Source organism: Roseomonas sp. TF40, assembly GCF_057219975.1.
Map to the genome: position 1 here is coordinate 73,225 of NZ_JBXVVR010000012.1, position 26,465 is coordinate 99,689.

At 70.0% G+C, this 26,465-nt stretch carries 22 protein-coding genes and 2 tRNA genes; 15 read left to right on the forward strand and 9 right to left on the reverse strand.

Going from position 1 to position 26,465, the window contains the following annotated elements; genetic code table 11:
• The 3 genes from AC2D9U_RS23475 to AC2D9U_RS23485 form a co-directional block, all read right to left on the reverse strand.
• The gene (locus tag AC2D9U_RS23475) at positions 1 to 516 is read right to left on the reverse strand and encodes a VOC family protein (protein ID WP_484753836.1); all 516 of its coding nucleotides are present in this window, start codon (positions 514 to 516) and stop codon (positions 1 to 3) included.
• A 251-nt stretch (positions 517 to 767) separates the two neighbouring features.
• The gene (gene rpoH / locus AC2D9U_RS23480) at positions 768 to 1,646 is read right to left on the reverse strand and encodes an RNA polymerase sigma factor RpoH (RefSeq protein WP_484753838.1); all 879 of its coding nucleotides are present in this window, start codon (positions 1,644 to 1,646) and stop codon (positions 768 to 770) included.
• 283 nt (positions 1,647 to 1,929) lie between these two features.
• Positions 1,930 to 2,955, reverse strand: coding sequence for an RluA family pseudouridine synthase (locus tag AC2D9U_RS23485; protein ID WP_484753841.1), 1,026 nt, complete (start codon positions 2,953 to 2,955; stop codon positions 1,930 to 1,932).
• Between AC2D9U_RS23485 and AC2D9U_RS23490 the strand changes: the two genes are divergently transcribed.
• From AC2D9U_RS23490 to AC2D9U_RS23550, 13 genes are all read left to right on the forward strand, one after another.
• Entirely contained in the window at positions 2,930 to 3,211 is a 282-nt protein-coding gene (locus AC2D9U_RS23490; RefSeq protein WP_484753845.1) for a DUF6476 family protein, read from the forward strand. The genes AC2D9U_RS23485 and AC2D9U_RS23490 overlap by 26 nt on opposite strands.
• Position 3,212: 1 nt before the next feature.
• On the forward strand, positions 3,213 to 3,407 hold the full coding sequence (locus tag AC2D9U_RS23495; RefSeq protein ID WP_484753847.1) for a DUF2256 domain-containing protein: 195 nt from the start codon (positions 3,213 to 3,215) through the stop codon (positions 3,405 to 3,407).
• A 42-nt stretch (positions 3,408 to 3,449) separates the two neighbouring features.
• Positions 3,450 to 3,525, forward strand: a tRNA-Glu gene (locus tag AC2D9U_RS23500).
• Between the two features lie 138 nt (positions 3,526 to 3,663).
• On the forward strand, positions 3,664 to 4,254 hold the full coding sequence (locus AC2D9U_RS23505; protein ID WP_484753850.1) for a hypothetical protein: 591 nt from the start codon (positions 3,664 to 3,666) through the stop codon (positions 4,252 to 4,254).
• Between the two features lie 201 nt (positions 4,255 to 4,455).
• A complete protein-coding gene (locus AC2D9U_RS23510) occupies positions 4,456 to 5,421 on the forward strand; it encodes a Bug family tripartite tricarboxylate transporter substrate binding protein (protein ID WP_484753854.1) in 966 nt (321 codons plus the stop codon).
• 325 nt (positions 5,422 to 5,746) lie between these two features.
• Complete coding sequence (locus tag AC2D9U_RS23515) at positions 5,747 to 6,103, forward strand: ArsR/SmtB family transcription factor (RefSeq protein ID WP_484753858.1); 357 nt, start codon at positions 5,747 to 5,749, stop codon at positions 6,101 to 6,103.
• On the forward strand, positions 6,100 to 7,176 hold the full coding sequence (arsB, locus tag AC2D9U_RS23520) for an ACR3 family arsenite efflux transporter (protein ID WP_484753862.1): 1,077 nt from the start codon (positions 6,100 to 6,102) through the stop codon (positions 7,174 to 7,176). The genes AC2D9U_RS23515 and arsB overlap by 4 nt, the downstream gene beginning before the upstream one ends.
• Before the next feature lie 284 nt (positions 7,177 to 7,460).
• Positions 7,461 to 8,330, forward strand: coding sequence for a substrate-binding domain-containing protein (locus tag AC2D9U_RS23525; RefSeq protein ID WP_484753866.1), 870 nt, complete (start codon positions 7,461 to 7,463; stop codon positions 8,328 to 8,330).
• Positions 8,330 to 9,760, forward strand: coding sequence for a sensor histidine kinase (locus AC2D9U_RS23530; protein ID WP_484753870.1), 1,431 nt, complete (start codon positions 8,330 to 8,332; stop codon positions 9,758 to 9,760). Before AC2D9U_RS23525 ends, AC2D9U_RS23530 begins: the two co-directional genes overlap by 1 nt.
• Entirely contained in the window at positions 9,723 to 11,078 is a 1,356-nt protein-coding gene (locus AC2D9U_RS23535; RefSeq protein WP_484753873.1) for a sigma-54-dependent transcriptional regulator, read from the forward strand. Before AC2D9U_RS23530 ends, AC2D9U_RS23535 begins: the two co-directional genes overlap by 38 nt.
• A 180-nt stretch (positions 11,079 to 11,258) precedes the next feature.
• Complete coding sequence (locus AC2D9U_RS23540) at positions 11,259 to 12,635, forward strand: molybdopterin-dependent oxidoreductase (RefSeq protein WP_484753877.1); 1,377 nt, start codon at positions 11,259 to 11,261, stop codon at positions 12,633 to 12,635.
• Positions 12,636 to 12,724: 89 nt separating this feature from the next.
• Positions 12,725 to 13,102: a c-type cytochrome gene (locus AC2D9U_RS23545; RefSeq protein WP_484753880.1), complete on the forward strand. Its 378-nt coding sequence runs from the start codon at positions 12,725 to 12,727 to the stop codon at positions 13,100 to 13,102.
• Between the two features lie 118 nt (positions 13,103 to 13,220).
• Entirely contained in the window at positions 13,221 to 14,183 is a 963-nt protein-coding gene (locus tag AC2D9U_RS23550; protein WP_484753882.1) for an MBL fold metallo-hydrolase, read from the forward strand.
• Between the two features lie 1,277 nt (positions 14,184 to 15,460).
• Here the strand turns inward: AC2D9U_RS23550 and AC2D9U_RS23555 are convergent.
• The 5 genes from AC2D9U_RS23555 to AC2D9U_RS23575 form a co-directional block, all read right to left on the reverse strand.
• The gene (locus tag AC2D9U_RS23555; protein ID WP_484753885.1) at positions 15,461 to 16,420 is read right to left on the reverse strand and encodes a tripartite tricarboxylate transporter substrate binding protein; all 960 of its coding nucleotides are present in this window, start codon (positions 16,418 to 16,420) and stop codon (positions 15,461 to 15,463) included.
• Between the two features lie 72 nt (positions 16,421 to 16,492).
• Positions 16,493 to 17,233: a maleate cis-trans isomerase family protein gene (locus tag AC2D9U_RS23560; RefSeq protein ID WP_484753888.1), complete on the reverse strand. Its 741-nt coding sequence runs from the start codon at positions 17,231 to 17,233 to the stop codon at positions 16,493 to 16,495.
• A 13-nt stretch (positions 17,234 to 17,246) separates the two neighbouring features.
• Complete coding sequence (locus tag AC2D9U_RS23565) at positions 17,247 to 18,089, reverse strand: sugar phosphate isomerase/epimerase family protein (RefSeq protein ID WP_484753892.1); 843 nt, start codon at positions 18,087 to 18,089, stop codon at positions 17,247 to 17,249.
• 625 nt (positions 18,090 to 18,714) lie between these two features.
• Positions 18,715 to 18,804, reverse strand: a tRNA-Ser gene (locus AC2D9U_RS23570).
• 329 nt (positions 18,805 to 19,133) lie between these two features.
• Positions 19,134 to 20,120, reverse strand: a complete 987-nt coding sequence (locus tag AC2D9U_RS23575) for a tripartite tricarboxylate transporter substrate-binding protein (protein WP_484753895.1) — start codon at positions 20,118 to 20,120, stop codon at positions 19,134 to 19,136.
• Positions 20,121 to 20,323: 203 nt separating this feature from the next.
• On the opposite strand from AC2D9U_RS23575, the gene AC2D9U_RS23580 reads away from it, so the two are divergent.
• Positions 20,324 to 23,524 carry a calcium-binding protein gene (locus AC2D9U_RS23580; RefSeq protein WP_484753898.1) on the forward strand — a complete coding sequence of 1,067 codons (3,201 nt, stop codon included), beginning with the start codon at positions 20,324 to 20,326 and terminating at the stop codon, positions 23,522 to 23,524.
• Positions 23,525 to 23,527: 3 nt separating this feature from the next.
• On the opposite strand, the gene lepA is transcribed toward AC2D9U_RS23580, so the two are convergent.
• On the reverse strand, positions 23,528 to 25,333 hold the full coding sequence (gene lepA / locus AC2D9U_RS23585; RefSeq protein ID WP_484753904.1) for a translation elongation factor 4: 1,806 nt from the start codon (positions 25,331 to 25,333) through the stop codon (positions 23,528 to 23,530).
• A gap of 124 nt (positions 25,334 to 25,457) precedes the next feature.
• Here lepA and AC2D9U_RS23590 point away from each other — a divergent pair, with 124 nt between their 5' ends.
• Positions 25,458 to 26,438, forward strand: coding sequence for a hypothetical protein (locus AC2D9U_RS23590; protein ID WP_484753908.1), 981 nt, complete (start codon positions 25,458 to 25,460; stop codon positions 26,436 to 26,438).
• The last annotated feature ends 27 nt before the right edge of the window (positions 26,439 to 26,465 follow it).

Here is a 26,465-nt window from a genome sequence, read left to right on the forward strand (position 1 = left end):
TCAGCCGGCCTCGGCCAGCAGCGCGCGCAGATCAAGCCGGCGCGTGACCATGGCGAGGTTGCCCGCGGCGTCGCGCGGCCAGTCGGCCGGATCGCGGTCGCGGTAGAGCTCCACGCCATTGCCGTCGGGGTCGCGCAGGTAGAGCGCCTCGGACACGCCGTGGTCGGAAGCGCCCTCCAGCGGCCAGTTCGCCTCCAGCAGCGCCTTCAGCGCGCGGGCCAGGCTCGCGCGGTCCGGGTAGAGCAGCGCGACATGGTAGAGGCCCGTCGTGCCGAAGCCCGGCGGGGAGCCACCGGCGCTCTCCCAGGTGTTGAGGCCGATATGGTGGTGGTAGCCATCGGCGGAGAGGAACACGGCCTGCGCGCCCATGCGCTGCTGCACCTCGAACCCCAGCACGTCGCGCCAGAAGCCGAGCGCCCGGTCGAGATCGGCGACCTTGAGATGGACATGGCCGATGCGCAGCCCGCGTGTCGGGGCGGGGCGGGTGGCGGTGGGGCTTTCGAGGGTGGTGGACATCGGGGGTCTCCTGCTGTGCGCGGAAGATGCGCCCGCGGGGCAGGACGCTCCAATGGCGAATCGCGATCAGTGCCATTGGTGCGGATGATGGCGCTTCGCGATTTCATTGGTCGGCGTGATCGCTGAGGGGAAGGCGAGGGGCCGAAACGCAGAAGGCCCGGCGATGGTCTCGCCGGGCCCTGCTGGGCAGTCCGCTCCGGGCGGCAGGGCCGAGGATGGCCCTGGCCGCCCGGCTGCGCCCGCCGCGCCTGTCAGACGGCCAACCGCCTCTCGACGATCTGCGTCTTCATGCTCTTCTGCAGCTTCTCGAAGGCGCGCACCTCGATCTGGCGCACGCGCTCGCGGCTGATGTTGTATTGCTGGCTGAGCTCCTCGAGCGTCGTGGGCTCATCCTTCAGGCGGCGCTCGATCAGGATGTGGCGCTCGCGGTCGTTCAGCGTCTTCAGCGCCTCGCCGAGCAGCTCGCGGCGGTTCGACATGTCCTGCCGTTCCGCCAGCTCGCTCTCCTGGCTCTCGCTGTCATCGACCAGCCAGTCCTGCCACTCGCCATCCGAATCGGCGCGCACCGGCGCGTTGAGGCTGTTGTCCGGCGAGGCGAGGCGGCGGTTCATCGACACCACATCGGCCTCGGGCACCTGCAGCACGCGGGCGATCTTCTCGACCTGCTCGGGCTTGAGGTCGCCTTCCTCCAGCGCGGCCATCTGGCCCTTCAGGCGGCGGAGGTTGAAGAACAGCTTCTTCTGCGCCGCGGTGGTGCCCATCTTCACCAGCGACCAGCTGTGCAGGATGTATTCCTGGATCGCCGCGCGGATCCACCACATGGCGTAGGTCGCCAGGCGGAAGCCACGATCGGGGTCGAAGCGCTTGACGGCCTGCATCATGCCGACGTTGCCCTCGGAGATCAGCTCGCCGACCGGCAGCCCATAGCCGCGATACCCCATCGCGATCTTCGCCACGAGGCGCAGATGCGAGGTCACAAGCTTGTGGGCCGCGGGTTCGTCACCCGCCTCCTTCCAGCGCTTGGAGAGGTTGTATTCCTCCTCCTGCGTCAGCATCGGGAATTTGCGGATCTCCTGGAGGTAGCGGGAAAGGTTGCCCTCCGGGGCGATCGGGATGGTCATGGCAGCCATGGAAAACTTGGCCTCCTGTAACACCAGCGCCCCCCGTGACGGCGGGGTGCCGATGCGGCATCGCGTGTGGCCGGCCCTGTTTGGACCCTCCCGACCCGCGCCACCCCGGTCACGACGGGGTGGGGAGCGACGGGGCTTTCCGCAGGCAACGCGGAGAGAGCTGGCGGCATCCGCCCTGGCTCGGCTTGCCACCTGTATAGCGGGTCGCGGATGCAAGGGCAAGAAAAACCGACCCGTAAGGTTGGTTTACGCGCCGTTACCGAGCTGTAACACGCGCGTAAGTTCAGGTCGTGCCGAGCGCGTCCAGCAGGGCCTGCATGTCGTCCGGCAGGGGGGCGGCGAAGCGCAGCGCCGCGCCGGTGATCGGATGGCGAAACCCCAGCGTCGCGGCGTGCAGCGCCTGGCGCGGAAAGGCCAGCGCGGCGTCCCGCGCCGCCGGGGGCAGGGCGCGCGCGGCGGCCGGGATCCGGCGCAGATAGACCGGGTCGCCCAGCAGCGGGTGGCCGATATGGGCGAGGTGAACGCGGATCTGGTGCGTGCGCCCGGTGGCGAGCCGGCAGCGCAGCAGCGCCGCCGCCGTGCCGAAGGCGCGCTCCGTCGCGTAGCGGGTCAGCGCCTCCTTGCCCTGCCGCGCCCCGTCACGCCCGACGACCGCCATGCGCTTGCGATCCGTGGCGTGGCGGCCGATGGGCGCGTCGATCTCGCCCTGCGCCGGGCGGGGCAGGCCCCAGACCAGGGCGAGGTAGTCGCGCTCCAGGTCGCGCGTCGCGAAGGCCTCGGACAGCGCCGTGTGCGCCGCCTGGGACTTCGCCACGACCATGACGCCGGAGGTGTCCTTGTCGAGTCGGTGCACGATCCCCGGCCGCGCCTCGCCGCCGATGCCCGAGAGATCCTCCGCCGCATGGGCCAGCACGGCGTTGACCAGCGTGCCGTCGAGATTGCCCGGCGCGGGATGCACCACCAGGCCGGCCGGCTTGTCGATGACGATGAGGTGCCGGTCCTCGAACAGGATGTTGAGCGGAATCGCCTGTGGCTGCGGCGTTGCGGGTTCGGGCGGGGGCAGGCGCAGGCTGTAGCGCGCGCCGGGGCGCACCGGCTCGGCCGGGTCGTGCACCGGCGTGCCGTCCCGCCAGGCCTGGCCGGCTTCGATGAGTGCCTTGACCCGGGAGCGCGACAGACCGCCTATCGCCTCCGTCAGGAAGCGGTCGGCGCGGGTGCCGGCGGCTTCGGGCGGGGCAAGGGCGGTGCGGATGTCGCCCGCGGGATCGGGAAGGGAGTTCGGCGTGGCGGCGCTCAAATGGCTGGTCATCGTGATGGGGGTGTTGATCGTGGCCGGCACCGTGGGCCTGGTCGTGCTGCTCGTCCAGCGTGTCGGCGGCGGGGCGAGCGAGGCGGCGCTGCCGCCGGCCTCGCTCGGCCAGCCGGCGGGCACGCGGATCACGGGCCTCGCACCGGCGGAGGGGCGGATCGCGGTGCTGGTGACGCGGCCCGACGGCAGCGAGCGGATCCTGCTGGTCGAACCGCGCCGCGGCCGTGTGCTGGGCGAGCTGCGCGCGGCCGAGTGAGATGGCGCACCGCAAGCCGAACCTGCCCGAGAAGGACTGCGCCGCCTGTGGCCGCCCCTTCGCCTGGCGGAAGAAATGGGCGCGGGTCTGGGAGGAGGTGCGCTATTGCTCCGACGCCTGCCGCGACGGGCGGCGCGACGCGGCCCGGACGAAATCTGCGCGCGGCCCGCTTGATCCCGGACGGGTAGGGCGCTAGGTAGCGCCTCCCGCGGCGCTTCCGGCGTGCGGGATGGCCTTGGTCCCCTTCGTCTAGAGGCCTAGGACACCGCCCTCTCACGGCGGTAACAGGGGTTCGAATCCCCTAGGGGACGCCAAGCTCTTCGGTCAGATCGGATCGGATCCCTCGGCCAGGGCTGAGTGGTGATGCGACAGGACGGGGCGGTATTCCGATTGTTGTCGGCCGACCGGCCACGGTGTCGGTACATTGGACTCCAGGCTGCAGCGTTGGCGCCATGACCAGGTCCGTCGCGATCGACATCGACAACCCTGACCCGATCGCCCAGTTTTCCGGCGCTGCCGACATTCCGAGGACAGACTTTCGCTTCCGGTGGACGGTCACGTCGTGCCCGTTTTCGAATGAGGCGCGGGCCGGACGCGGCAACGCCGGCAGCGCGAACTGGTCCCAGGCATCTGCCAGCCGCTTCATCGACGATGCCATCGCTCTCTCGGCCGCAGCGCTAGAACGCCTTCGCGAGGCCGTCGGGGAAGAAGACCGCGCTCCGTCCGCGCCGCCCAATGATGCGGCGGTTTCCGCAACTCACTTCTCCCGGACCGCTGCCGCCTTGCGCCCCATCTCCACGCTCGCCCTGGCGCATGCGAGGCCGGGAGCGGCCTTTACGACCCCTGCGCTGTGGGCCCTGACAATCTCGTTCCAATCCTTCCGCGCTCTCGCCGCGCCCGCATCCGGCGGCTGGCCCGACCACACCGCGAGGAAGGCGAACTGGAAGGCGCCGTCGAGGAACCGTTTCTGGATGTTGTTGTGGGCCAGCATCGCATCCACGACCCGAAAACTGGTCTGCAACAGCACGGTCAGCTCCGCTTAGCCATCGCACCTATCGGGCCGAGACAAACAACAGAGAGAGGAGTCTGGATCGGTCGCCAGTTCGCGGATCGGATCGGAGGCGACGAAACGCTCCCTTGCCGCGACGAAGGGGGCATCCGTGTCGCCACGAACTCGCTTCCCCGCATGGACAAGCGCGCGTGCAGCGTGAGAGATTCCCGGCGAAGTTCTCGGAGGAAACGTCATGAACCGTCGCGCCGTGGTCCTGGCCGCGCCCGCCATTCTGCTCGGCGCCGGTGCGGTGCGCGCCCAGGCCTGGCCCACGCGCCAGGTCCGGTTCGTCGTCGGCTTCGCTCCGGGGGGCGCCAACGACATCATGGCGAGGCTGCTGGCCGCGAAGCTGACGGAGCGCCTGCCCGGCAGCAGCTTCATCGTCGAGAATCGCCCCGGCGCCAGCACCGTGGTGGGCGCGGACCTCGTGGCGCGTGCGGCGCCGGATGGGACGACGTTCATGTTCACCTCGCCCTCCACGCAGATCGCCATCCTCGTGAACCGCATCACGACGATCGATCCGATGCAGGCGCTCGTGCCGGTCGTGATGGCGTCCTCCTCCCCGCTGGTGCTCCTCTCCCGTCCGGATTTTCCCGCCCGCACCGTGCCCGAGTTCATCGCGCTCGCCCGGGAGCGCGGGTCACGCCTGACCATTTCGATTCCGGGCACGGGGGCCGTGAACCACCTGGCCATGGCCCTGCTGATGCGCCAGACCGGCATCGAGCCGACGCTGGTGCCCTATTCCGGCAACCAGCCCTCCATCACAGCGTTGATCCGCGGCGACGTGGACATGGCGCATGACAGCCTGTTCGCACCGCGCGCCCAGTTGCAGGACGGTTCGTTGCGCGCGCTGGCCGTGACCAGCGCCGAGCGCTCGCCGCTGTTTCCGAATGTGCCCAGCCTCACGGAGACGCTGCCGGGCTCCGATGTCGAATTCTGGGGCGGCTTCCTGGCGCCGCGCGGCACGCCGGAAGCGATCCTGGATCGACTGGCCGAGGAGGTGGGGGTGATCCTGCGCGAACCCGACGTGGTCGCGCGCATCCGCGGCTTTGGGGCGGAACCGGCAAGCGGCGGCCGTTCCGCCTTCGCCCGCGTCTATGCGGCGGATTGGGAGAAATGGGGCCGCGTGGTGCGCGAGAACAACATCCGCCCCGGCTGACCACGGCGCCTCTCCCGCGCGACGGCGGTTCGGCCACCAGAGGCGCCCGACGCCGTGCCGCCCGGAGAACCTCGCTGGTGGGCCAAGACCGAGCACAACCCTCCCGAGACGCTGCGGTGCTGCCCGCAGGGATCGACCGGTTGACGCTGCCAGACCCGGTGATCCGCTACAGCGGTGGCGGCCCGGACCTGCTGCGGGATCACTGGGGCCACGACCAACCAAGCCGGTTGGCGGAGGGGCTGCCCAAGGGCGGCTGCCGCAGCGACCATCGCCTTGCCGGCGCCGGTGGGTGGCGACACCCGGTTGGTTCGGGCAGTCTGGATATATGGACGAGCCTCATCTCATCGGTGCCTTCGGGGCCCTGGCACAGGATACCCGGCTCCAGCTCTACCGCCTGCTGCTGAGTGCAGGCCCTGGCGGCCTCCCCGCCGGGGAAGAGGCCCGCGGCCTCGGCACGGCGCACAACACCATGTCGACGCAGCTGGCGATCCTGTCCCGCGCCGGATTGGCGCGATCCCGTCGTGAGAGCCGGCGGGTCATCTACGCGGTGGATCTGCAGACCATGCGAGGTCTCGTTGCCTTTCCCGTGCAGGAATGCCGCGGCGGCCAACCCGAGCGCTGCGCGGCGCTGCTCGAGGCGGCCATGCCCGCATCATCCTGCCAGCCGGTGTGCGCGGCGTGAGCGCGCTGGCAGAGGCCGCGCCGCGGCGGCTTTCCTTCCTGGATCGCTGGCTGACGCTCTGGATCTTCGGGGCGATGGCGCTGGGGGTGGCGCTGGGCGCCTTGGTGCCGGGACTGCCGGGCGCGCTCGACAGCGTCTCGCTGGGCGGGACCAACATCGTGATCGCCGCCGGGCTGATCCTGATGATGTATCCGCCGCTCGCCCGCGTCCGGTACGACGCGCTGCCCCGGGTCTTCGCTGACCGGCGGGTCCTGCTGCTCTCCCTGGTGCAGAACTGGGTGATCGGGCCCGTGCTGATGTTCGCGCTGGCCGTGCTCTTCCTCTCCGACCGGCCGGACTACATGACCGGCCTGATCCTGATCGGGCTGGCGCGCTGCATCGCCATGGTGATCATCTGGAATCAGCTGGCGCGTGGCGATACCGAGTATGTGGCGGGGCTCGTCGCCTTCAACAGCGTGTTCCAGCTGCTGTTCTTCGGCGTCTATGCCTGGTTTTTCCTGGCGGTGCTGCCGCCGCTGGTCGGTCTCGAGGGGCGCGTGGTCGATGTGTCCTTCGCCACCATCGCGGGCGCCGTGCTGCTGTACCTCGGCGTGCCCTTCACGGCGGGCTTCCTGACGCGGCGCGTGATGGTCGCGCGGCGGGGGGAGGAATGGTACCGGCAGCACTTCCTGCCGCGCATCGCGCCGGTGACGCTGGCGGCCCTGCTCTTCACCATCGTGGCGATGTTCGCGTTGAAGGGCGGGGATGTGCTGCGGTTGCCGCTGGATGCGCTGCGGATCGCGGTGCCGCTCGCGATCTATTTCGTCGTGATGTTCATCGTGAGCTTCTGGATGGGCAAGCTGATCGCGGCGGACTATCCCCGCACGACGGCCATCGCCTTCACCGCGGCGTCCAACAACTTCGAACTGGCCATCGCGGTGGCCATCGCGGCCTTCGGCCTGGCCTCTCCCATCGCCTTCGCGACGGTGATCGGGCCGCTGGTCGAGGTGCCGGTGCTGATCCTGCTGGTGCGGGTGGCCCTGCGGCTTGGCGCGCGGTGGTTCGGCCTGGCGACTGCGCAGACGCACACCTGACCACGATCGATCCTGATCGATGGTGCTGTAGCTGAGTGCCATGTCGCGTTTTCCGGGTCGCCCAGTGACGCCCCGGGACGTGAAGGCGCTCCAGGCTGCGTGGGCTCCCGGCGTGGCGCCGTGGCGCTCCCTGCCGGAACCGGATCCGCTGGCCCGGGGCAGCCTTCCCGCGCGAGGACCGCCTCGGGGCGCCGCTCCGCCTGCTGCGAATTGACGGCGGCGGCAGGAAGCGGCGAAGCTGCCGCCGCATCCGGGGAACACCGGCAGGGAGGACGAAAGGGACGATGCGCCGCACCGCGCTGCCGGCACGACGCTGCCTCTACCGCCGTGCCCTGCTGGCGGTCCCGGCGACGCTTGCAGCGCCCCCGGTGCGCGCGGCGCGCCCCGTCACGCTGGGCCTTACGCCGGTCTTTCTCGATTCGGACATCGTGCTGGTGCGCCAGATCGAGGGGCACATCTCCACCCGCCTCGGCAGGCCGGTGCAGGTCGTCAAGCGCCGCACCTACCGCGAGGTCACCTCCCTCCTGCTCGCCAGCCAGCTCGATGCCGCCTGGATCTGCGGCTATCCCTTCGTGCAGCACCGCGACGCGCTGGACCTGCTGGCCGTGCCGCTCTATCGCGGTGCGCCGCTCTACCGCGCCTACCTCATCGCGCGGCAGGATCGCGGCGCCACGGCGCTGGCGGAACTGCGCGGCGACATCCACGCCTTCTCCGACCCGGAAAGCAATTCGGGCTTCCTGGTCACCAGCGCGATGCTGGCCGATCTCGGCACGGCGCCGGGCGCCTTCTTCGCGCGCAGCTTCTTCACCTACGGCCATCGCAACGTGATCCGCGCCGTCGCCGCGGGGCTTGCCCAGTCCGGTTCGGTCGATGGCTATGTCTGGGATGTCATGGCCGATCTCGAGCCGGCGCTGGTCGGCGCCACGCGCATCGTGCAGGCCTCCGCCCCGATGGGCTTTCCGCCTTTCGCGGCGCACCGGCAGGCCGATCCGGGGCTCACGCGCGCCATCCGCGACGCGCTGCTGACGATGCCGGAGACGGCGGATGGGCGGGCCATCCTGGCGACGCTGCGGCTCGACGGCTTCGTGGCGGGTTCGCCAGGGCTGTTCGATGGCATCGCCGCGCTTGGCCAACGCGTGCGCGCGGCCGGGTGATGCGCGCGCTCGCACCCCGTCGCTGGCCGCTGGCGCTGCGCGTGCCGCTGCTGATCACGCTGCTGATGATCGGCATCGCCGCCGCCATCTCGAAGCTTGTCCTGGTCCGGCTCGAGGCGACGCAGGCCGCGCATGTCGAGGAGCTGAGCGGCGCCTATCTCGATGGGCTCTCCACCGCGCTTCTGCCCGCGATGATCCGCCGCGACCCGTGGGAGGCCTTCGACGCGCTCGACCGGTCGCGCGCGCGCTACCGCGGCGTCGGCGCGCTGCGCGTGCTCGTGCTGCTGCCGGACGGCACGGTGCTGGCGGCCTCCGACCCGATGCGCCATCCGCTCGGCGCCGCGGCCCCCGCGGAGGCGACGCCCGCGCCCCTGCGGCTCGAGCAGGGCGCCGCCACGACCTGGATCCACCGCGCCGTCAGCGAAGGCGGCGTGCCGGTCGGGCGGATCGCGGCGGAGGTGGATGTCACCGCGCTTGCCGCCGAGCGGCGGGCCACGCTGCTCGCGCTGGTCGGCGTGAATGCGGCGCTGACGCTGCTCTTCGCCATCCTCGGCTGGCTGCTGGTGCGCCGGATGCTGCGCCCGGTGCTGCGCCTGTCGGAGCGCCTGGGCCAGGCCGCGGAGGGGCGGCTCGACCCGATCCCGGAGGCAGAACTGCCGCCGGCCGACACCGAGGCCGGCCGGGCCTTTCGCCGCTACAACGCCGCCGCCGCCGCGGTCGCCGAGCGCGAGGCGCTGCTGACCCGCCTGGCGGAGGAGGAGCGGCGCGCGCTGGTCGGCCGCTACGCCTCGGCGATGGCGCATGAGGTCAACAACCCGCTCGGCGGGCTGTTCAACGCCGTGCGCATGATCCAGCGCCATGGCGATGATCCGGAGCGGCGGCTCCGCGCCGCATCGCTGCTCGAACGCGGGCTGACCGGCATCCACAACATCGTCCGCGCCTCCCTCATCCTCTGGCGCGGCGAGGCCGATGCGCGGCCGGTCTCGGCCGCCGACATCGACGACCTGCGCCTGCTGATCGAGAGCGAGGCCCGGCGGCGCGACCTGGTGCTCGACTGGCAGCATGGGATCGAGGGCGGCTTCCCCGTGCCGGCCCAGGCCGTGCGACAGATCGCGCTGAACCTGCTGCTGAACGCCTGCGCCGCTTCCCCGCCCGGGGGGCGCGTGACGGTGCGGGCCGGCGTCGCGGATGCCAGGCTGACCCTCGTGGTCGCCGATGAGGGGCCGGGCCTGCCGACCGAGGCGCGCCGGCTGCTGCTCGGCGGGCGGGAGGAAGGCGTGCCGCAGGCCGGGGGCCTCGGCCTGTGGACCGTCGCGCGGCTGGTGCGCGAGCTTGACGCCAGCGTGCATCTTGCCGGCCCGCCCGGCACCCATGTCACCATCCGGATCCCCGATGCCGAGCGCCGCACGCAGCTTCCCGCCGCAGCCTGATCCCGCGCCGCATGTGGCGCTGATCGAGGACGACCCCGTGATGGGCCAGTCGGTCGCCGACTGGCTGGCGGTGGAGGGCTATCGCACCAGCTGGTTCCGGACCGGCGCCGAGGCCATCCGCGCGCTGTCCCGCCAGGCGCCCGACGCGGTGATCTGCGACATCCGCCTGCCCGACATGAATGGCGAGGAGGTGCACCGCGCGATCGCGCTGCGGTGCGGCGGCGCGCCGGTGCTGTTCGTGACCGGCCATGGCGACATCGCGCAGGCGGTGCGGCTGATGCAGGCCGGGGCCGCCGACTACCTCACCAAGCCCTTCGACATCGAGGCGCTGCTGCGGCGGCTGGAGACGCTGCTCGCGCCGCGCTGGCACCGCAGCGAGGGCTTCGTGCTCGGCGAGGCGCCGGCGATCCAGGCGGTGGAGCGCGTGCTGCGCCGCGTGGCGCCGATCGAGAGCACCGTGTTGCTGACCGGGCCGAGCGGATCGGGCAAGGAGGTCGCGGCGCGGCTGCTGCATGGCGAAGGCCCCCGCGCCCGGCTGCCTTTCGTCGCGACCAACTGCGCCGCGCTGCCCGCCGAGCTGCTGGAAAGCCAGATCTTCGGCCATGAGCGCGGCGCCTTCACCGGCGCCGCCGCACGGCATGAGGGGTTGGCGGAGCAGGCCGGCGGCGGCACGCTGTTCCTCGATGAGGTGGCGGAGCTGCCGGCGCCGCTGCAGGCGAAGCTTCTGCGGCTGCTGCAGGAGCGGGTGTTCCGCCGGCTGGGTGGCGACCGCGATCTGCCCTTCCGCGCGCGGGTGGTCGCCGCGACCAATGCCGATCTCGATGCGCGCGTCGCGGCGGGGCAGTTCCGCGAGGATCTTTTCTTCCGGCTCGCCGTCATCCGCGTCGCGATGCCGCCGCTGCGCGACCGGCGCGACGATGTCCTGCCGCTCGCCCGTCGCTTCCTCGGCGAGTTCGCCAGCGGCTTCGCGCGGCCGCTGCGGGGCTTCACGACCCTCGCCGAAGAGGCGCTGACGGCGCACGACTTCCCGGGCAATGTCCGCGAGCTGCGCAACCGCGTCGAGCGTGCGGCCGCCCTCGCCGAGGGGGAGTTGGTCACCGCTTTCGACCTCTTCCCGGAGCGCGCCCCGGCGGGCCGCCCCGATCAGCCGGTGCCCACGCTGGCCGATGCGCGGGATGCCGCCGAGCGGCGCGCGATCGCGGCAGCCCTGGCCGCGACCAGCGGCGACGTGACGCGGGCGGCGGCGTGGCTGGACGTTTCGCGTTCGACCCTGTTCGAGAAGCTGCGCCGGCTCGGCCTGCGCAGCGACGCGGGCTGAGCGGGTCCGGAAGTCCGGACGGCCGCGGAGGCCGAGTCCGGAATGCCGGACTCACGCACGGGCCGCTGCGAAGCAGATCAAGGTCTTAGGTCGAAGCCTTCTGCGCTGCAGCATGGCACCGCTGTTGCAACTGCTCCCCCGCGACGCCGCATCGCCGGCCGCGAGAGGGAGGAACGAGCCATGTCGGACAACAAGCGCGAGATCAGGGAGCGCGCGCAGGCGGAGGCGCTCGCAACCGAGGTGCTGCGCCACGGCACCAACACGCAGCGGCGGTCCTTGTTCGTCTCGGCCGCCGCCTTCGGCGCCGCGGCGATGACGATCCCGGGCGCCACGCCGGCCTCGGCGCAGACGGCGCCGGCCGCCCCCGCCGCCGCGCCGCGCCGGCCGATCCTGAAGGACGACAGCCGCGTGCTGAACATCGGCGCGACGGTGCGTTCCGGCAATTACTGGAACTTCAAGACCTTCATGACGCCGGTCGAGGAGTTCTACGTCCGCAACCACTACCCCACGCCCACCGCCGAAAACCGGCCCGTCCTGGCGCGGGAGAACTGGAAGCTGCGCATCCATGGCGCCTCGGTCGAGCGCCCTGTGGAACTGAGCTACAACGACCTGCTCGGCATGCGCAGCCGCACGATCATCGCCACCATGGAATGCCACGGCAATGGTCGCACCCTGTTCTGGGAACAGGATGGGCTGACCGGGCAGCAGGTCTCGGGCGGCAATTGGGTGCTCGGCGCTGTCGGCCAGGCCGAGTGGCAATACGTGCCGATGAGCGAGATCTTCGCCCGCGTCGGCATCAAGCCGGGCGCGCGCACCGTGCTGTTCTGGTCGGGCGTGGATGGCAACGACATGGGCCGCCCCATGCCCTTCAGCGATGTCGCCGCGCAGCAGGACGACATGGGCGTGTGCTTCGCCATGAACGGCAACCCGCTGATCCCCGATCACGGCGCGCCGGTGCGCATGGTCGTGCCGGGCTGGGGCGGCACCGCCTCGATCAAGTGGCTCACCGAGATCCGCGTCACCGACAAGCGCGTCTGGTGCCGGCTCAACACCCGCGGCGAGGTGTTCATCGGCCCGGCCTACCAGCGCCCCGAATTCAACGCGACCGAGGATGAGTTCATCGGCGTCGGTCCCGACGACATCCAGGGCCCGATGGTCACCTGGATGCCGCCGAAATCCTTCATCACCGTGCCCCTGGTGCTGGAGCGCTCGCCCTCCGTCCCCGCCAACTACCCGCTGCAGCGCAACCAGGTCCCGCGCCTCTCGGCCGGGCGGCAGGAACTGACGGGCTATGCCTGGGCGCCGCAGCATGGCGTGCGCCAGGTGGAGGTGCGCGTGGATGGCGGAGCCTGGCAGCGCGCGGAGATCCGCCCGCCCAACCTCGGCAAATACACCTGGGTGCGCTTCTCCCTGCCCTGGGAGGCCACGGCCGGCCGCCATGTGATCGAGACGCGCACCACCGACAATGCCGGCACGGTGCAGCCCGAGAGCGTGCCGCTCAACACGCTCGGCATGGCGAACTGGGCGATCCCCCGGTTCCGGGTCGAGGTCGTCTGACGCAGGAGCCGGGGGCGGCGTCGCGCGACGCCACCCCCGGTGCCCGCCCCGCTCCCCCCATGAGAGGTAGAATCGACGAGATGCGTTTCATGATCCGGGTCGTGCCGGCGCTGGCCGCGCTCACCCTTGTCGCGTCCGCCGCGACGGGCCAGCCGGCACTGTCCCCCCAGGTTGCGGAGGGGCAGCGCCTCTACGCTGAGAACTGCGCCCTCTGCCATGGCGATGATGGCCGGCGCGGTGCCGGCTTCCAGACGCCGATCTGGGGGGAACGCACGCAGATCGCGAAGTTCAGCAACGCGCTCGGGCTGTTCGAGTACAACCAGATGATGATGCCCTTCGACGATCCGACGCGCCTGACGGATGAGCAGAAATGGGCGATCGTTGCCTATATGCTCGCAAACCACGGCGCCATCGCCCGCAACGCGACGCTGGACGCCGCCGCGGCGGCGACGGTCCCCATCCGGTAGGGCAGGTCCGAAGCGTCGCCGCAGCCCCGCCCGGCTGCGCCCTTGCCAGCGCGTTCCGGCCCTCCCTACACTGTTGGTTGAAAAGGCCGGCCCGACTGGCCACCAGGGGGAGAGCCACATGAAGCTGTCGCGCCGCCACGCCATCATCACCGCAACGACGGTCCTGGCTGCCGGTGCGGCGCCCCCCGCGACAGCCGCGCAAGCGCCGGTGGGCCGCCAGGTCGCGAGCCTGCATCGCATCCGCATCGGCGACATCGAGATGACCGCGGTCAGCGATGGCATCATCGCCCTGCCGCCCGCCGTCTTCGGCGAAGCGAACCAGGCCGAAGCGCGGCGCATCCTCGGCGAGAATTTCCTGCCCACGGAAGGCCCGGTGCCGCTGGCGCTGAACGCCTTCCTGGTGAATGCCGGGGGACGGCTCTCGCTGATCGATACCGGCTCGGGCGATGCGCTTGGGCCCACCATGGGCCAACTGCCCGCCAATCTGGCCGCCATGGGCGTGACGCCGGCGATGATCGACAGCGTGGTGCTGACGCACATGCATCGCGACCATGCCGGCGGGCTTTGCAGCCGGGAAGGGGCGGCGCTCTTTCCCACCGCCGAACTCGTCATTCCCGAGGTCGAGGCCGCCTTCTGGTTCGATGAGGGCAATATCGGCCGCGTGCCGCAAGGCTCACGCGGTGGCTTCGCCTATGCGAAGCAGGTGGAGGCCGCCTATCGCGGGCGCATCCGCCGCGTGCCAGGGGGGCGGGAGGTCAACCCGGGCATCACCTCGATGGATGCCTTCGGCCATACGCCGGGGCACACGATCTATCGCATCGCCTCGGGCGCCGCGCAGCTGCTGGTCTTCGGCGACATGGTGCATTTCCCGGCGCTGCAGACGCGCCATCCGGAGTGGGGCATCGCCTTCGACGTGGATGCGCAAGCGGCCGTCGCCACGCGGCGGCGCATCTTCGACATGGCGGTGGCGGACCGGCTGCTGGTGGCGGGGATGCATATGGACTTCCCCGGCTTGGCGCATATGCGGCGGGACGCCGCCGGCTACCATCTGGTGGCCGCGCCCTGGCGTCCCTTCCTGTAGAAGGGCCTCGGGGGCAACTCCGCTCGATCCTGCCGGATCTGGTCGCTCTTGAAGCGCTCGTGGTCATGGCCGGGCCCGTCGCCAGGCTGTCTGGCGGACGCCACGAAGTTTCGAAGAAGCACCACGCCCCGTCCGACATCACTCGGCGGATCCACGCCGATCTCCATGCCGGATATCAGCCTGGAATCACGCCCGCAACCGTCCGGGAACTCTCCTTCGAGCAGTTTGTCCGCGCAATCGAGGGGTTGCCCTGCGCCCTTGGCGGCGGCTCCCATGCGGGATCCTGCAGGATGCGTGTGGCTAGAGCGCTATGCGTTCAGATGGGTCGCGGCGCTGCCGCGACGCTGAACGCATTTCTTGCTCTAGATTCAATGATTTCTAGAGCACGAGTTGCGTTCATCAGAACGCAGCGTGCTCCAGCGCCGCCCATGGCGCAGGCCTTGGAAAATGTGGCCCTCGGCGTGTGGATCGCGCGGGTGGAGGAGGGCGCGGGGTAGGCCACCCGCGCTTCCGCTTGGGTAGTGGCCGTGACAGGCTCGGCGTCAGATACAACGAAGCGAGCGGAGGGAGTTCGCATGAAGCGTGTGTTGGTCGCTGCCGCTGTGGCCCTGCCCGCCCTGGCTGTGGGTGCCTTATCGGGGTTGGGGACCATTTGGCTCACCCTCGGCACCGCGATGGCGGCGGGCTTTGGATGGATGCTGGGTGGCCTGCCTCCGGGGAAGTCTGACCCGAACCACCACATCGGCAACGGCGGAGATGGCGGTGGCAGCGGTGGCGAGGGGGGCAACTCCTAGAGCAATATGCGTCCAGATGGGTCGCGGCGCTGTCGCGACGCTGAACGCATTTCTTGCTCTAGATTCAATGATTTATAGAGCACGAGCTGCGCTCATGAGAGCGCAGCGTGCTCTAAGGTCAGGGGCCGTGCCAATCTGCCCAGGCCCGATCGAGGGGCTTGGCTGAATTTCAGAGAGGCATGCCAGCCGCGCCTGTTCCTGACAGCTTCGATGTGGCGGACACCCGCCACGCCAGGTCGATGACCGTCGGATCAAGCGCAGACTTCTCCACCTTCGACAGCTTGTCGCCGCGCGCCTTCGGTGCAGGCACGACGGATGGCGGCGACGCGCGGCTTCAGCCGTCGCAGCGCCTCGTCGCGCAGGTGAAGTGCGGGGGTCTCAAGGCGGATAGGGGCGACCAGCCGGGGCGCGACCCTCGCACCCAGGCATGGACAGGCGTGGACACAAGCTGTGGTAGCCGCGCGGGGTAGGCGGCGCGGCCCGTTACCCAGCCCGACCCACCAGCCCCGCCGACGCGGCGGCGTCCCAGCGCGCGGCATCCGCCGCCAGAAAAGCGCCCGCATCCTCCGGCCCACGCAAATCCGCTTCCAGCCCCAGCGCATCCAGGCGCGCGCGCAGCGCGGGGTCGGTGAAGGCCAAACCCAGCGCCGCATGCAGCCGCGCCGTCACCGCCGCGGGCAGTCCGGCGGGGCCGAGCAGCGCGCCCCAGCCGGCGACCTCGTAGCCGGCGAAGCCGGATTCGGCGACCGTCGGAACATCCGGCAGCGCTGGCGAGCGCGCCGCGCCGGTGACCGCCAGCAGCCGCAGGCGGCCGCCCGGCAGCAGCGGCAGCGCCGTTGCCGTGGAGGTGAAGCCGACCGGCAGATGGCCTGCCATCAGGTCCGTCATCATCGGCGCGCCGCCGCGGTACATCGCCTCTTCCAGCCGAATGCCGGCGCGACGGGCGAGGTCCTGGCCCGCGAAGGAGGTCAGCGCCTCGGTCGCGCCGATGGTGATCGGTTGCGTCGCCGCGCGCGCCGCCGCGAGGAAGCCGGCGAAGTCGGTGAAGGGCGAGGCGGCGCCGGTCGCCAACGCCATCACCTGCCGCGAGAGGATCGCGACCGGCGCGAAGTCCCGCAGCGGGTCATAGCTCAGCGTCAATTGGTGGCGGTTGATGTTGTGGGTGGAGGAGGCGATCAGCAGCGTGTGCCCGTCAGCCGCCGCCCGTGCCACGGCCTCCGTCGCGATGGCGCCGTTGGCGCCGGCGCGGTTCTCCACGACGAGCGGCTGCGGCAGGTGCGGGCGCAGGGCTTCGGCCACCGCGCGGCCCACCAGATCCGTGCTGCCGCCGGCCGGGAAGCCGATGATCAGGCGGATCGGCCGCGTCGGCCAGGATTGCGCGCGCGCAGGAGCCGCGAGGGCGGCAAGTGGCAAGGCGAGGGCGGCACGGCGCGAGGTCGACATCGGCTTGTTCTCCTGCAGAGGGAAAGTTAGCACGGATGGGGTCGGATGCGGAACGGGTTACCTCGCCGAGGCTCAGCCGGGCCGGTCGCGCAGCAGCCGCCCCGCGCCCTGAATGCGGTTCCCCATGCCGAACAGCCGCAGCAGCGCCCACATGCCCGCCTGGTTGGTCGAGACCATCGGCTTGCCGATCAGCGCCTCGATCTCCTCGGCCAAGGCGAGGCAGGGCATGTTGCCGCCGGGCATCAGCAGCGCCTGCGCATCCGGGTGATCGGCCCGCAAGGCGAGTTCGATCACCGCCGCCCGCTCCATCTCCGCGATGGCGAAGTTGTCGCGCAACTCGCCGAAGGCGCTGCGAAGCACGGTGATGCCGCAGGCGGTGAGATAGCGCAGGCTGGCCTCGCCGATCTCCGCGGGGAAGGGCGCGGCGAAGCAGACGCGGCTCACGCCGAGCGCAGCAAGGGCATCCAGCACGGTGGCGGCGGCCGTCAGGGCCGGTGCTTCGGCCCACTCGGCCATGTCGCGTCGGATCGCGGCATCCCAGTCGCGGCCCATCCAGTAGCTTGTCGCGGTCTGGCACAGCAGCACCGCGTGCACCCGCGCGTCGCGCAGGCTGGCGACCGCGCGCCGCATGTCGGCCAATTGCTGCGCCATGCCCTCCGCGTCCAGCCGCGTCAGGGTGAGGCGCGCGAAGTGGAATGACAGCTCGTGCGGCATCCAGGCCGGGTACTCGCGCTCGATCGAGGTGTTGGACGAGGGAATGAGCATACCCACACGGCGCCAGCTGGAGCCCGGTGTCCCGTCCTTCTGCGTCATCCTGCAGGTTCCTTCACGGTGCGGCGGTGGGGCTTGTCAGCGCCAGCCAATCGCGCGTGGCGCGGTCGAGCAGGCCCTCGGTGTCCGGCCGGCCCATCGGCTCCCAGAACACCTCATATTCCACCGCGCCGGCATAGGCGGCCGCGTCGAGGTCGCCGAGGAACAAGGCCAGGTCGGACGGGCCGGCGGAGAGTTCCGCGCGCAGCGGCGGCGTGCCATCCGCCGGAACGTCCAGGCCGCAGACCTGCGCGACCAGGATGTCCGCCTCCGCGACGGCGGCCGGCAGGTCGGCGTCCCACCAGGAATGGTAGAGGTCGAGTGTCAGGCCCACGCCCGCATGCCGCGCGGCCAGGGCGCGCGCATGGGAGATCTGGTTGATGCAGCCCTTCGTGCCGAGGGCGAGCGGGTGCATCGGCTCGAGCGCCAGGCGGACGCCGGCGGCGCGGGCGTGCTCGGCGAGACGGGCCAAACCCTCCGCGGCGCGACGCCAGGCCTCGCGTAGTGGCGGCGCGGCGCCGCCGGCAGTCGCGGCGTGCAGTGTGCCGCCGAGGATGACATTGACGGGCGCATCCAGCGCCGCGGCGGCCTCGAACAGCTTGGCGTCGAGGTCGGCCTGCGCGGCGGCGGCGGCTGGATCGATGTGCAGCACGTAGCCGGCGCTGTTCATCGAGGTGGCGCAGAGGTCGTGGTCACGAAGCAGACGCGCCAGTGCCTCAGGGCGCAGGGCCTCGACCGCGCGCGCGGTGAGGCCGATGCCGCCGATGCCGCGCGCCGCGAGCATCGCGCAGAAGCGCTGCACCGGCAGGTCTGGCGGCGCAGCGTAGAGGCTGACCGCGAGGCGGCGCAACCGGTCCACCGCGGCGCCTCCGAACAAGCGTGTCACGGCGTGGCCTGCGCCAAAGCCCGTCGTGTGGGAATGAGGATCGGATTGTCCACCGTGCTGCCACCCCTTCGAGGTTTGCCTCCCTCTTGCACGCTTTACAATCGAAAACCCAGTCGCCGCGGCTGCGTGAACCGTGAACCGGTCGTGTTCGCACGCGCGGTTTTGGCTTCGCGATCCTTCGCGGGTCTAGAGCAGGCTGCGTTCTCATGAACGCAGCTCATGCTCCAGAAATCATTGAATCTAGAGCAAGAAATGCGTTCAGCGTCGCGGCAGCGCCGCGACCCATCTGAACGCATAATGCTCTAGGCGCCGCGTCGTCCGGCCAAGGCGGGCAGAGCGACGGCGGGATTGTCGCTCCCGGAGCCGATGGTTGCCAGCGTCATGTAGCGGGCGCGCGGGGTGGCTCCTTCATCGGACTGCTCGCACAGACTTGCGGCACTCCCGCAAGGCCGATCAGCCGGGTGATGGCGCCCTCGTTGGCAAAGATCCCACACCATCACCCTGGCCACGACCTCCCTCGCCGAATCCTTCCCGATGGCAGGAATGTTTGTGGGAGCCTCGGATGGATCGCCAGGAAACCCTCGGAAGCCAGGGGTCATGGCGGACAGGGTGGGATTCGAACCCACGAGACGCTTTCACGTCTACACACTTTCCAGGCGTGCGCCTTCGACCACTCGGCCACCTGTCCCGCACCGGCATCGCCTTCTAGCCAGCCCCCGGAGCCTCGGCAACCCCGCCCATCGACACGCCGACGAAGGTCGAGCACCAGATGCGGGAGGCAAACACCACATTCGTGCAGGCGGCAACAACTCAGCCCGTGTCGCTGTTGGGGCAAGTCCTGGCGCATGGCGCTTCAGGGGCGAAGGTCCCCCCCCGCCGGGATTCAGGCCATCTGGCTGCCAGAGACGCAGAAGGCGGCCTTGCGGGCCGCCTTCGCTGAAATTGAGGAAGCGCTGACGCGTGACCTCGATCCTGAAGGCCGCGTAGTGGATCTCCCCCACGCGGCGAAGCGCAGGATCAGTCGGCGTATTGGCCCGCCGCCTGGATGAGCGGGCGCCACTTCTGGATGTCGGCCTGCCAGAAGGTGCGGTGGTATTCCGGCGTCGCCCGAGCGGCGGCGACGGGCGTGGTGCCGAGATCGGCGAAGCGGCGGACGATGTTCGGGTCGGCCAGCGCGGCGACAAGCGCACGGTTCAGGCGCTCGACCACCGGGCGGGGCGTGTTGCGCGGCGTGTAGAGGCCATGCCAGACGGTGACCTCAAAGCCGGGCAGGCCGCCCTGGGCGGAGGTCGGCACGTCCGGCAGCGCGGCCAGGCGTTCGGGCGTGGTGACCGAGAAGGCGCGGATGGTGCCGCCGCGGATCTGCTCGGTGGTGTTGGTGGTCTGGTCGCACATCAGGTCCACCGTGCCGGCCATCAGGTCGTTCATCGCCGGGCCCGTGCCGCGATAGGGCACGGTCGTCATGGGCGTATCCAGCGCCTTCATCAGCAGCAGGCCGCAGAGATGGCTGGCCGCGCCGATGCCCGCATTGGCGTAGTTCAGCTTCTCGCGCTCGCGCCGCACCAGGGCGATCAGCTCCTGCATGTTGTTGGCGGGCAGGTTGCGGCGACCCACCAGCGTCATCGGCACTTCGGTGACCAGGCCCACCGTCTCGAAGCCGTTGATCGCGTCATAGGGCACCCGGCGATAGAGCGTGGGGATGGTGCTCATGCCGATGTGGTGCAGCAGCACCGTGTAGCCATCGGGCCGGGCATTGGCGACGCGCTGCGCGCCGAGCGTGCCGCCCGCGCCGCCGACATTCTCGACCACCACGGGCTGGCCGAGCTCATTGCCCATGGATTGCGCCATGAGGCGCGCGACCGTGTCGGTCGGCCCACCGGCGGCGAAGGGAACGATCATGGTGATGGGGCGGGTGGGGTAGGGGGCCTGGGCCAGGGCGGGCGCGGCGGCGAGGCTCAGCGCCGCGGCGGCGCCCATCAGGCCGCGCTTGGTCAGGGTGAACATGGGGCTTCTCCTTCCTCCGAGACTTTGGTGCGGCGGCCGATCGGCGCGCCGGGCAGTGCCCTTGCACATAAGTGAAATGGCAGGCGGGCGCCAGTTTTGCGCTCGTCATTTTATATCCAGGCCGTTGCGTGGCAGTCTCAGACAGGCAGGGCCCCGCGCCGAAGGCGGCGGGGGCGCCGGCACGCGCTGATACGGGGGCAGGCATGGCCGTCTTCACCTTCCTTGCGAGCCTGAATGGCACTTTCGCCGGCACGGCGGGCGATGACACCTTCATCTGGCCCGGCGCCAATGGCTCGATCGACAGCAACGACACCTTCTTCGGGGCGGCGGGCAACGACACGCTGCGCCTCGATTCCGCGGTCGGGCTGAGCTTCACGGGTGCCGCGGCCGCGCAATGGATGGCGGGGATCGAGCGGATCACCGTCAACAACACCGGCGCGGGCAACGCGATCACCATCGGTGCCCTGGCCGGCGCGCCAGAGGGCGGCGTGCTGACCATGCTGGGCGGGGTGGGCAATGATGTCCTGGACATCTCCGCGCGCGGCGCGGGCTACAACGGCGTCCTCGACGGCGCTGGCGGGAATGACCGCTTTCTGGGAGGTGACGGCGATGACCTGTTCCGTCCGGGCACCGGGGCGGACACGTTCGTAGGCGGTGGCGGCAACGACACGGTCGAGTTCAGCCAGAGCAGCCTGCTCGGCACCCAGCCCTTCGAGGGCACGGATTCGCTGATCGGCGGCAGCGGGATCGATACGCTGCGGATTTCCGGCGATGCGGCGCCGGGGATCATGCTGAGCTTCTACCTCCAATTTCCCAAGATCGTCGACTTCGAGATCGTCGACCTGCGCGGCTACGCCGGCCCCTCGCAGGTCAATTTTGGCAATGGATACCCGGCCGACGCCCCGGTGACCGTCCTTGGCGGTGCCGGTGGAGATCACGTCGTCTCCAATGCCTTCATGATGGGAACCTACGCCACCCTGTTCGAAGGTGGAGTTGGGAACGACCGGTTCGACAACTACGCCCGTGACGTCGTGTTCCGTCCGGGCAGCGGCGCTGACACGCTGAGTTCGCCCGTGGGTGGCTCGACGGTGGAGATGGCGCTGGCCGACCTCGACCTGGCCGATTCCTTCCTGACGGACCCTTTTGACACCGGCATCATCCGCCTCACGTCCGGCGGGGTCCTCTGGCAGGGCCAGGCTGAGCGCTTCACCGGCTTCGAGCGCCTGGAGCTTGGCCCGGATGGTGTTGCGATCACGTTGCGGGGCCTGCCGCAGCTCGCGCCCGAGGACAGGGTGGCCGGCGATACCGGCTACCTGCCCGTGTTCGGCGGCGAGGGAAAGGACCGGATCAACGCACAGGGATTCTTTGGGAGCCCCATCCGGATCGAGGGTGGCGGCAACAACGACACCATCATCGGCACCGATCGGCGCGTGATGGATGGCGTGGACGAGATTGCCGCGGACACGCTGCGCGGCCAGGACGGCGATGATCTCATTCTCGGCGGTCTTGGGCGTGATGAGATCGACGGCGGTGCCGGCAACGACACGATCGATGGCGGCGGTGGCGATGACCGCGGGCTGTCCGGTGGTGCCGGGAACGATCGCATCCTCGGCGGTGCCGGGGATGACTGGATCGATTTTTCGTTGATCGAAACCGGTCAGGACAGCGTGTTCGGGGGGGCGGGGAACGACACCATCGACGTCGGGGCTATTGCGCCGATTGGCGACGATCTGTTCTCGGGCGGTTCGGGCACCGATGAACTGGACATGACGTCGTATAGCGGGGCGCCGCTGGTCATCAGCGCCGCGATGGCCGAACGAATCTCCGGTTTCGAACGGATCAGAACCTCATGGTACGTCGACAGTACCATCTTCGTGACCGACAGCCTGGCCGAGACAGCTGAGACTCCCCTGCTGATCTCGTCTTTCCCGTTTGATCCGGTGCGGCTCCTGGTCGATGCCAGCGCCGTCACCAGCGCCGGGATCAGGATCTCACGCATCGACGCCGACGCCTCCCCGGCCGGATCGACTGCCGATACGCTGATCGGGGGCGGCGGCGCCGACACCATATCACGCGAAAGCGGGGCGGATCTGGTGATGGGCGGCGGCGGCGACGACCTGATCTTCACGCCGTTACCGACAGCGAGCACAGACCCCGCGCGGCTCGACGGCGGCGCGGGCATCGACACGCTGCGGGTCTTCGGCGCGGTCAACAGCGCCGGCTTCTCCTTCGCCCAACTCAGCGGCTTCGAGATCATCGAGCTTGCCGATGCCGTGCCCAACGCCATCACCTTCGTCGCCGGCGGCCTGCCCGCGGGCGGCGGGGTGCAGTTCCGTGGCGGCAATGACAGCGATGTGCTCGATGCCGGCGCACTTGCCACCGCCGCGCATCTCAGCGGCCGCGCGGGCGACGACATGCTGTTCGGCGGCAGTGCGGGTGATTGGCTCGATGCCGGCACGGGCACCGATCTCGTCATGGGCGGTGCCGGCAATGACACGATCCGCCTGGATGATGCCGGTGCCGACGATATGGCCGATGGTGGGGCGGGCCTGGACCGGCTGGTGCTGGACCTCGATGGCAAGCGGTTCGGTCCCGCGGCGCTCGCCAATCTGACCGGCTTCGAATCGCTCGAAGTGGCCCTCGATGGCGGCCGGCTCGTGCTCTCCCAGAGCTTTGTTGCCACTGTGGGCTCTGGGTCCTTCACCCTCGATCTTGTCACCACTGGCGGGGCGGCTGGCGCGACGCTGGAGGGTGCGCAGGCCACGGCGAAGCTCGACATCCGCGGCGGCGCTGGCAACGAGTCCATCACCGGCGGGCGCGGCGCAGATGTGATCAGCGACGGCGCGGGCGCCGACCGGCTGCGCGGCGGCTTGGGGGCCGACCGGCTGGTGCTGTCCGCCGATGGCGCCGCCGACCGGCTGGTCTATGGCGCGGCCGGTGAGGGTTCGCGCGACATCGCCATCGCCGCCAACCCCGGTCTGCTGGCCGAGGCTGACACCATCATCGGCTTCAACGGGGTGGGCGATACGGGCAACGTCCTGGAGTTCACGCGCGCGGGCTTCATCGGCCTGGGTTCCAAGACGGCGATCATCGAGGTCGCGCAGGGTGCGGCGGTGGATCTCTCGACTGGGGTCGTGTTCCTCATCCATGCCAGCAATGCCGTGGCCGGCGGCTTCGCCGATCGCGCGGCGATCAACGCGGCCTTTGCCAGCCGTGTTGCCGCCGGGGACCCCGGGCAGGCCGGCTTCATCATCGCACGCGGGCCAGGCGGCACCGACGCCGCACTCTACTATCTGCGCGAGCGCGATGGCCTGGCAGGCCTTGCCGATGACGACCAGCTCTTCCTGCTCGCGGTGCTGACTGCCCCAGGGGCGATCGGCGCCAGCGAGATCAGCCTGATCTGAGGATCAGGCGTCCATCTTCAGTGCGGCGATGAAGGCGCTCTGCGGGATCTCGACCTTGCCGAACTGCCGCATGCGCTTCTTGCCTTCCTTCTGCTTGTCCAGAAGCTTGCGCTTGCGGCTGATGTCGCCGCCATAGCACTTGGCCGTCACGTCCTTCGACATGGCGCTGATCGTCTCACGCGCGATCACGCGCCCGCCGATCGCGGCCTGGATGGGAATCTTGAAGAGCTGGCGCGGGATCAGCTCCTTCAGCTTCTCGCAGATCTGCCGGCCGCGGCGATCCGCCTGGCTGCGATGCGCCATGAAGGAGAGGGCATCGACCGGCTCGGCATTCACCAGGATCGAGATCTTCACGAGATCCCCGGCCTCATAGCCATCCACCGCATAGTCGAAGCTGGCATAGCCGCGGGAGATGGATTTCAGCCGGTCGTAGAAGTCGAACACCACCTCGTTCAGCGGCAGGCGATAGACCGCCATGGCGCGCGAGCCGACATAGGTCAGCTCCACCTGCTGGCCGCGGCGCTCATTGCACAGCGTCAGCACGGGGCCGAGATAGTCGTCCGGCACCATGATCGTGGCCTTGATCCAGGGCTCCTCGATCTCATCGATCACGGAAGGATCAGGCATGTCGGCGGGGTTGTGCAGCTCGCTCACCTCGCCATTCGTGCGGCGGATCTTGTAGACCACCGAGGGCGCGGTCGCGATCAGGTCGAGGTCGAACTCGCGCGAGAGCCGCTCCTGCACGATCTCGAGATGCAGCAGGCCGAGGAAGCCGCAGCGATAGCCCATGCCGAGGGCGGCCGAATGCTCGGCCTCGTAATGGAAGCTGCTGTCGTTGAGCCGCAGCTTCGCCACGCTCTCACGCAGCTTCTCGAAATCATCGGCATCGACGGGGTAGAGCCCGCACCACACCACGGGGACGGAGGGCTTGAAGCCGGGCAGGGCCTCGGCCGCGGGGTTGCGGTCCTCGGTCAGGGTATCGCCGACATTGGTGTCGGCCACCGTCTTGATCGCCGCGGTGACGTAGCCCATTTCGCCGGGGGAAAGATAATCCACCGGCACCATCTTCGGCGTGAAGACGCCCACCTGCTCCACCGTATGGGTCGAGCCGTTGGACATCATGCGGATCTTCTGGCCCTTGCGCAGCACGCCATCCTTCACGCGCACCAGCACCACCACGCCGAGATAGGCGTCGTACCAGCTGTCCACGAGCAGCGCCTTCAGCTGGCTCTCGGGGTTGCCCTTGGGGGCGGGCAGGCGGGTGACGATGGCCTCCAGCACGCCCTCGATGTTCAGCCCGGTCTTGGCCGAGATCAGCACGGCGTCCGAGGCATCGAGGCCGATCACGTCCTCGATCTGCTGCTTCACGCGGTCCGGCTCGGCGGCGGGCAGGTCCACCTTGTTGAGCACCGGCACGATCTCATGGTTCGCGTCCAGCGCCTGGTAGACATTGGCCAGCGTCTGCGCCTCGACCCCCTGGGAGGCATCGACCACCAGCAGCGAGCCCTCACACGCGGCGAGCGAGCGCGAGACCTCATAGGCGAAGTCCACATGGCCCGGCGTGTCCATCAGGTTGAGCGTATAGACCAGCCCGTCCTGCGCCTTGTAGGCGAGCCGCACGGTCTGCGCCTTGATGGTGATGCCGCGCTCGCGCTCCAGCTCCATGTTGTCCAGGAGCTGTTCCTTCATGTCGCGCAGCGCCACCGTGCCGGTGGTCTGGATCAGCCGGTCGGCGAGCGTCGATTTCCCATGGTCGATATGGGCGATGATGGAGAAATTGCGGATGCGGTCGATCGGGACGTCGGTCATGCGGTTGCCTGCGGATTTGCCCCCCACATAGGGGCTTGCGGCCGCGGTGCAAAGCGGCGCGAGGGCCGGCGGGTGCGCTTTCGCGCTGGACAGGCCGCGCGCGCGATGGTGTGACTGCGCCCCGATGTCCTGGCTCCGCCGCGCCGCCCTGCTCGCCCTGGCGCTGCCGCCCCTTCTGGCGGCGGCGGGCGTGGCGCATGCGCAGTCCCAGTCCAACACCTGGCAGTCGATCTTCGGGCCTTCCCTGCAACGCACGGCCAATGCGGCGCTCGCCGTGATGGGCTACGCCACCGTGCCGGACGGCACGGCGAGCGACCTCTCCATCAGCCAGGGGCAGGACCGCACCGGGCTGCTGATGGGCCAGCTCGGCACGGGCTTCAACGTGTCCGAATCCGTGCCGCTCTTCCTCGAGGGCTATCTGGGCTATTCGCGCTACGACCCGCTTTTCGTCGCCACGCTGGGCGCGGAGAGCACCCGCCTGCCGATCCGCTGGAACAGCGTCTCCACCACCATCGGCGTCGGCTGGTCCTTCCAGGTGACGGACCGCATCCAGCTCCGCCCCATTCTCAACGGCTCGCTCGGCTATCTGGGCTCGGACCTCGCCGTGGCGGGCAACCTGCTGCAATACCTGACCGGCATCGACATCAAGCTGCTCGATCGTGGGCAGCTGCTGGCGGCCGGGCTGGGCGGGGCCATGGTCTTCGCCTGGTACGATTACCGCCCCGACTGGGAGTTCGAGGCCGAGCTGCGCTACAGCCGCATGCAGCTGCAGAGCATCCCCGGCACCACGGACGGCCTGACCTACCGGGCCGAGAACGGCGCCATCGGGCTCTGGACGCGCTATCGCTGGCCCACGGGGCGCGAGGCCTATGGCCGGCCCGTCCGCTACGTGCTGGAGGGGCTGCACAGCCAGTTCCTCTACGACCAGCGGGGCGCGCTCGGCTTCAATTCCCTCACCAAGATCGGCGGTGGGCTGGAATTGGACATGGGCCGGCAGGAGATCGGCGCCATGGGGCTCTACCTGCAGCGCGTGCGCCTCATGGGGCGCATCGTCTTCGGCCAGGATGTCTCCGGCTACTCGATCGGCCTGGGCATGAGTTTCTAGAGCGATATGTCATAGAGCACGAGATCC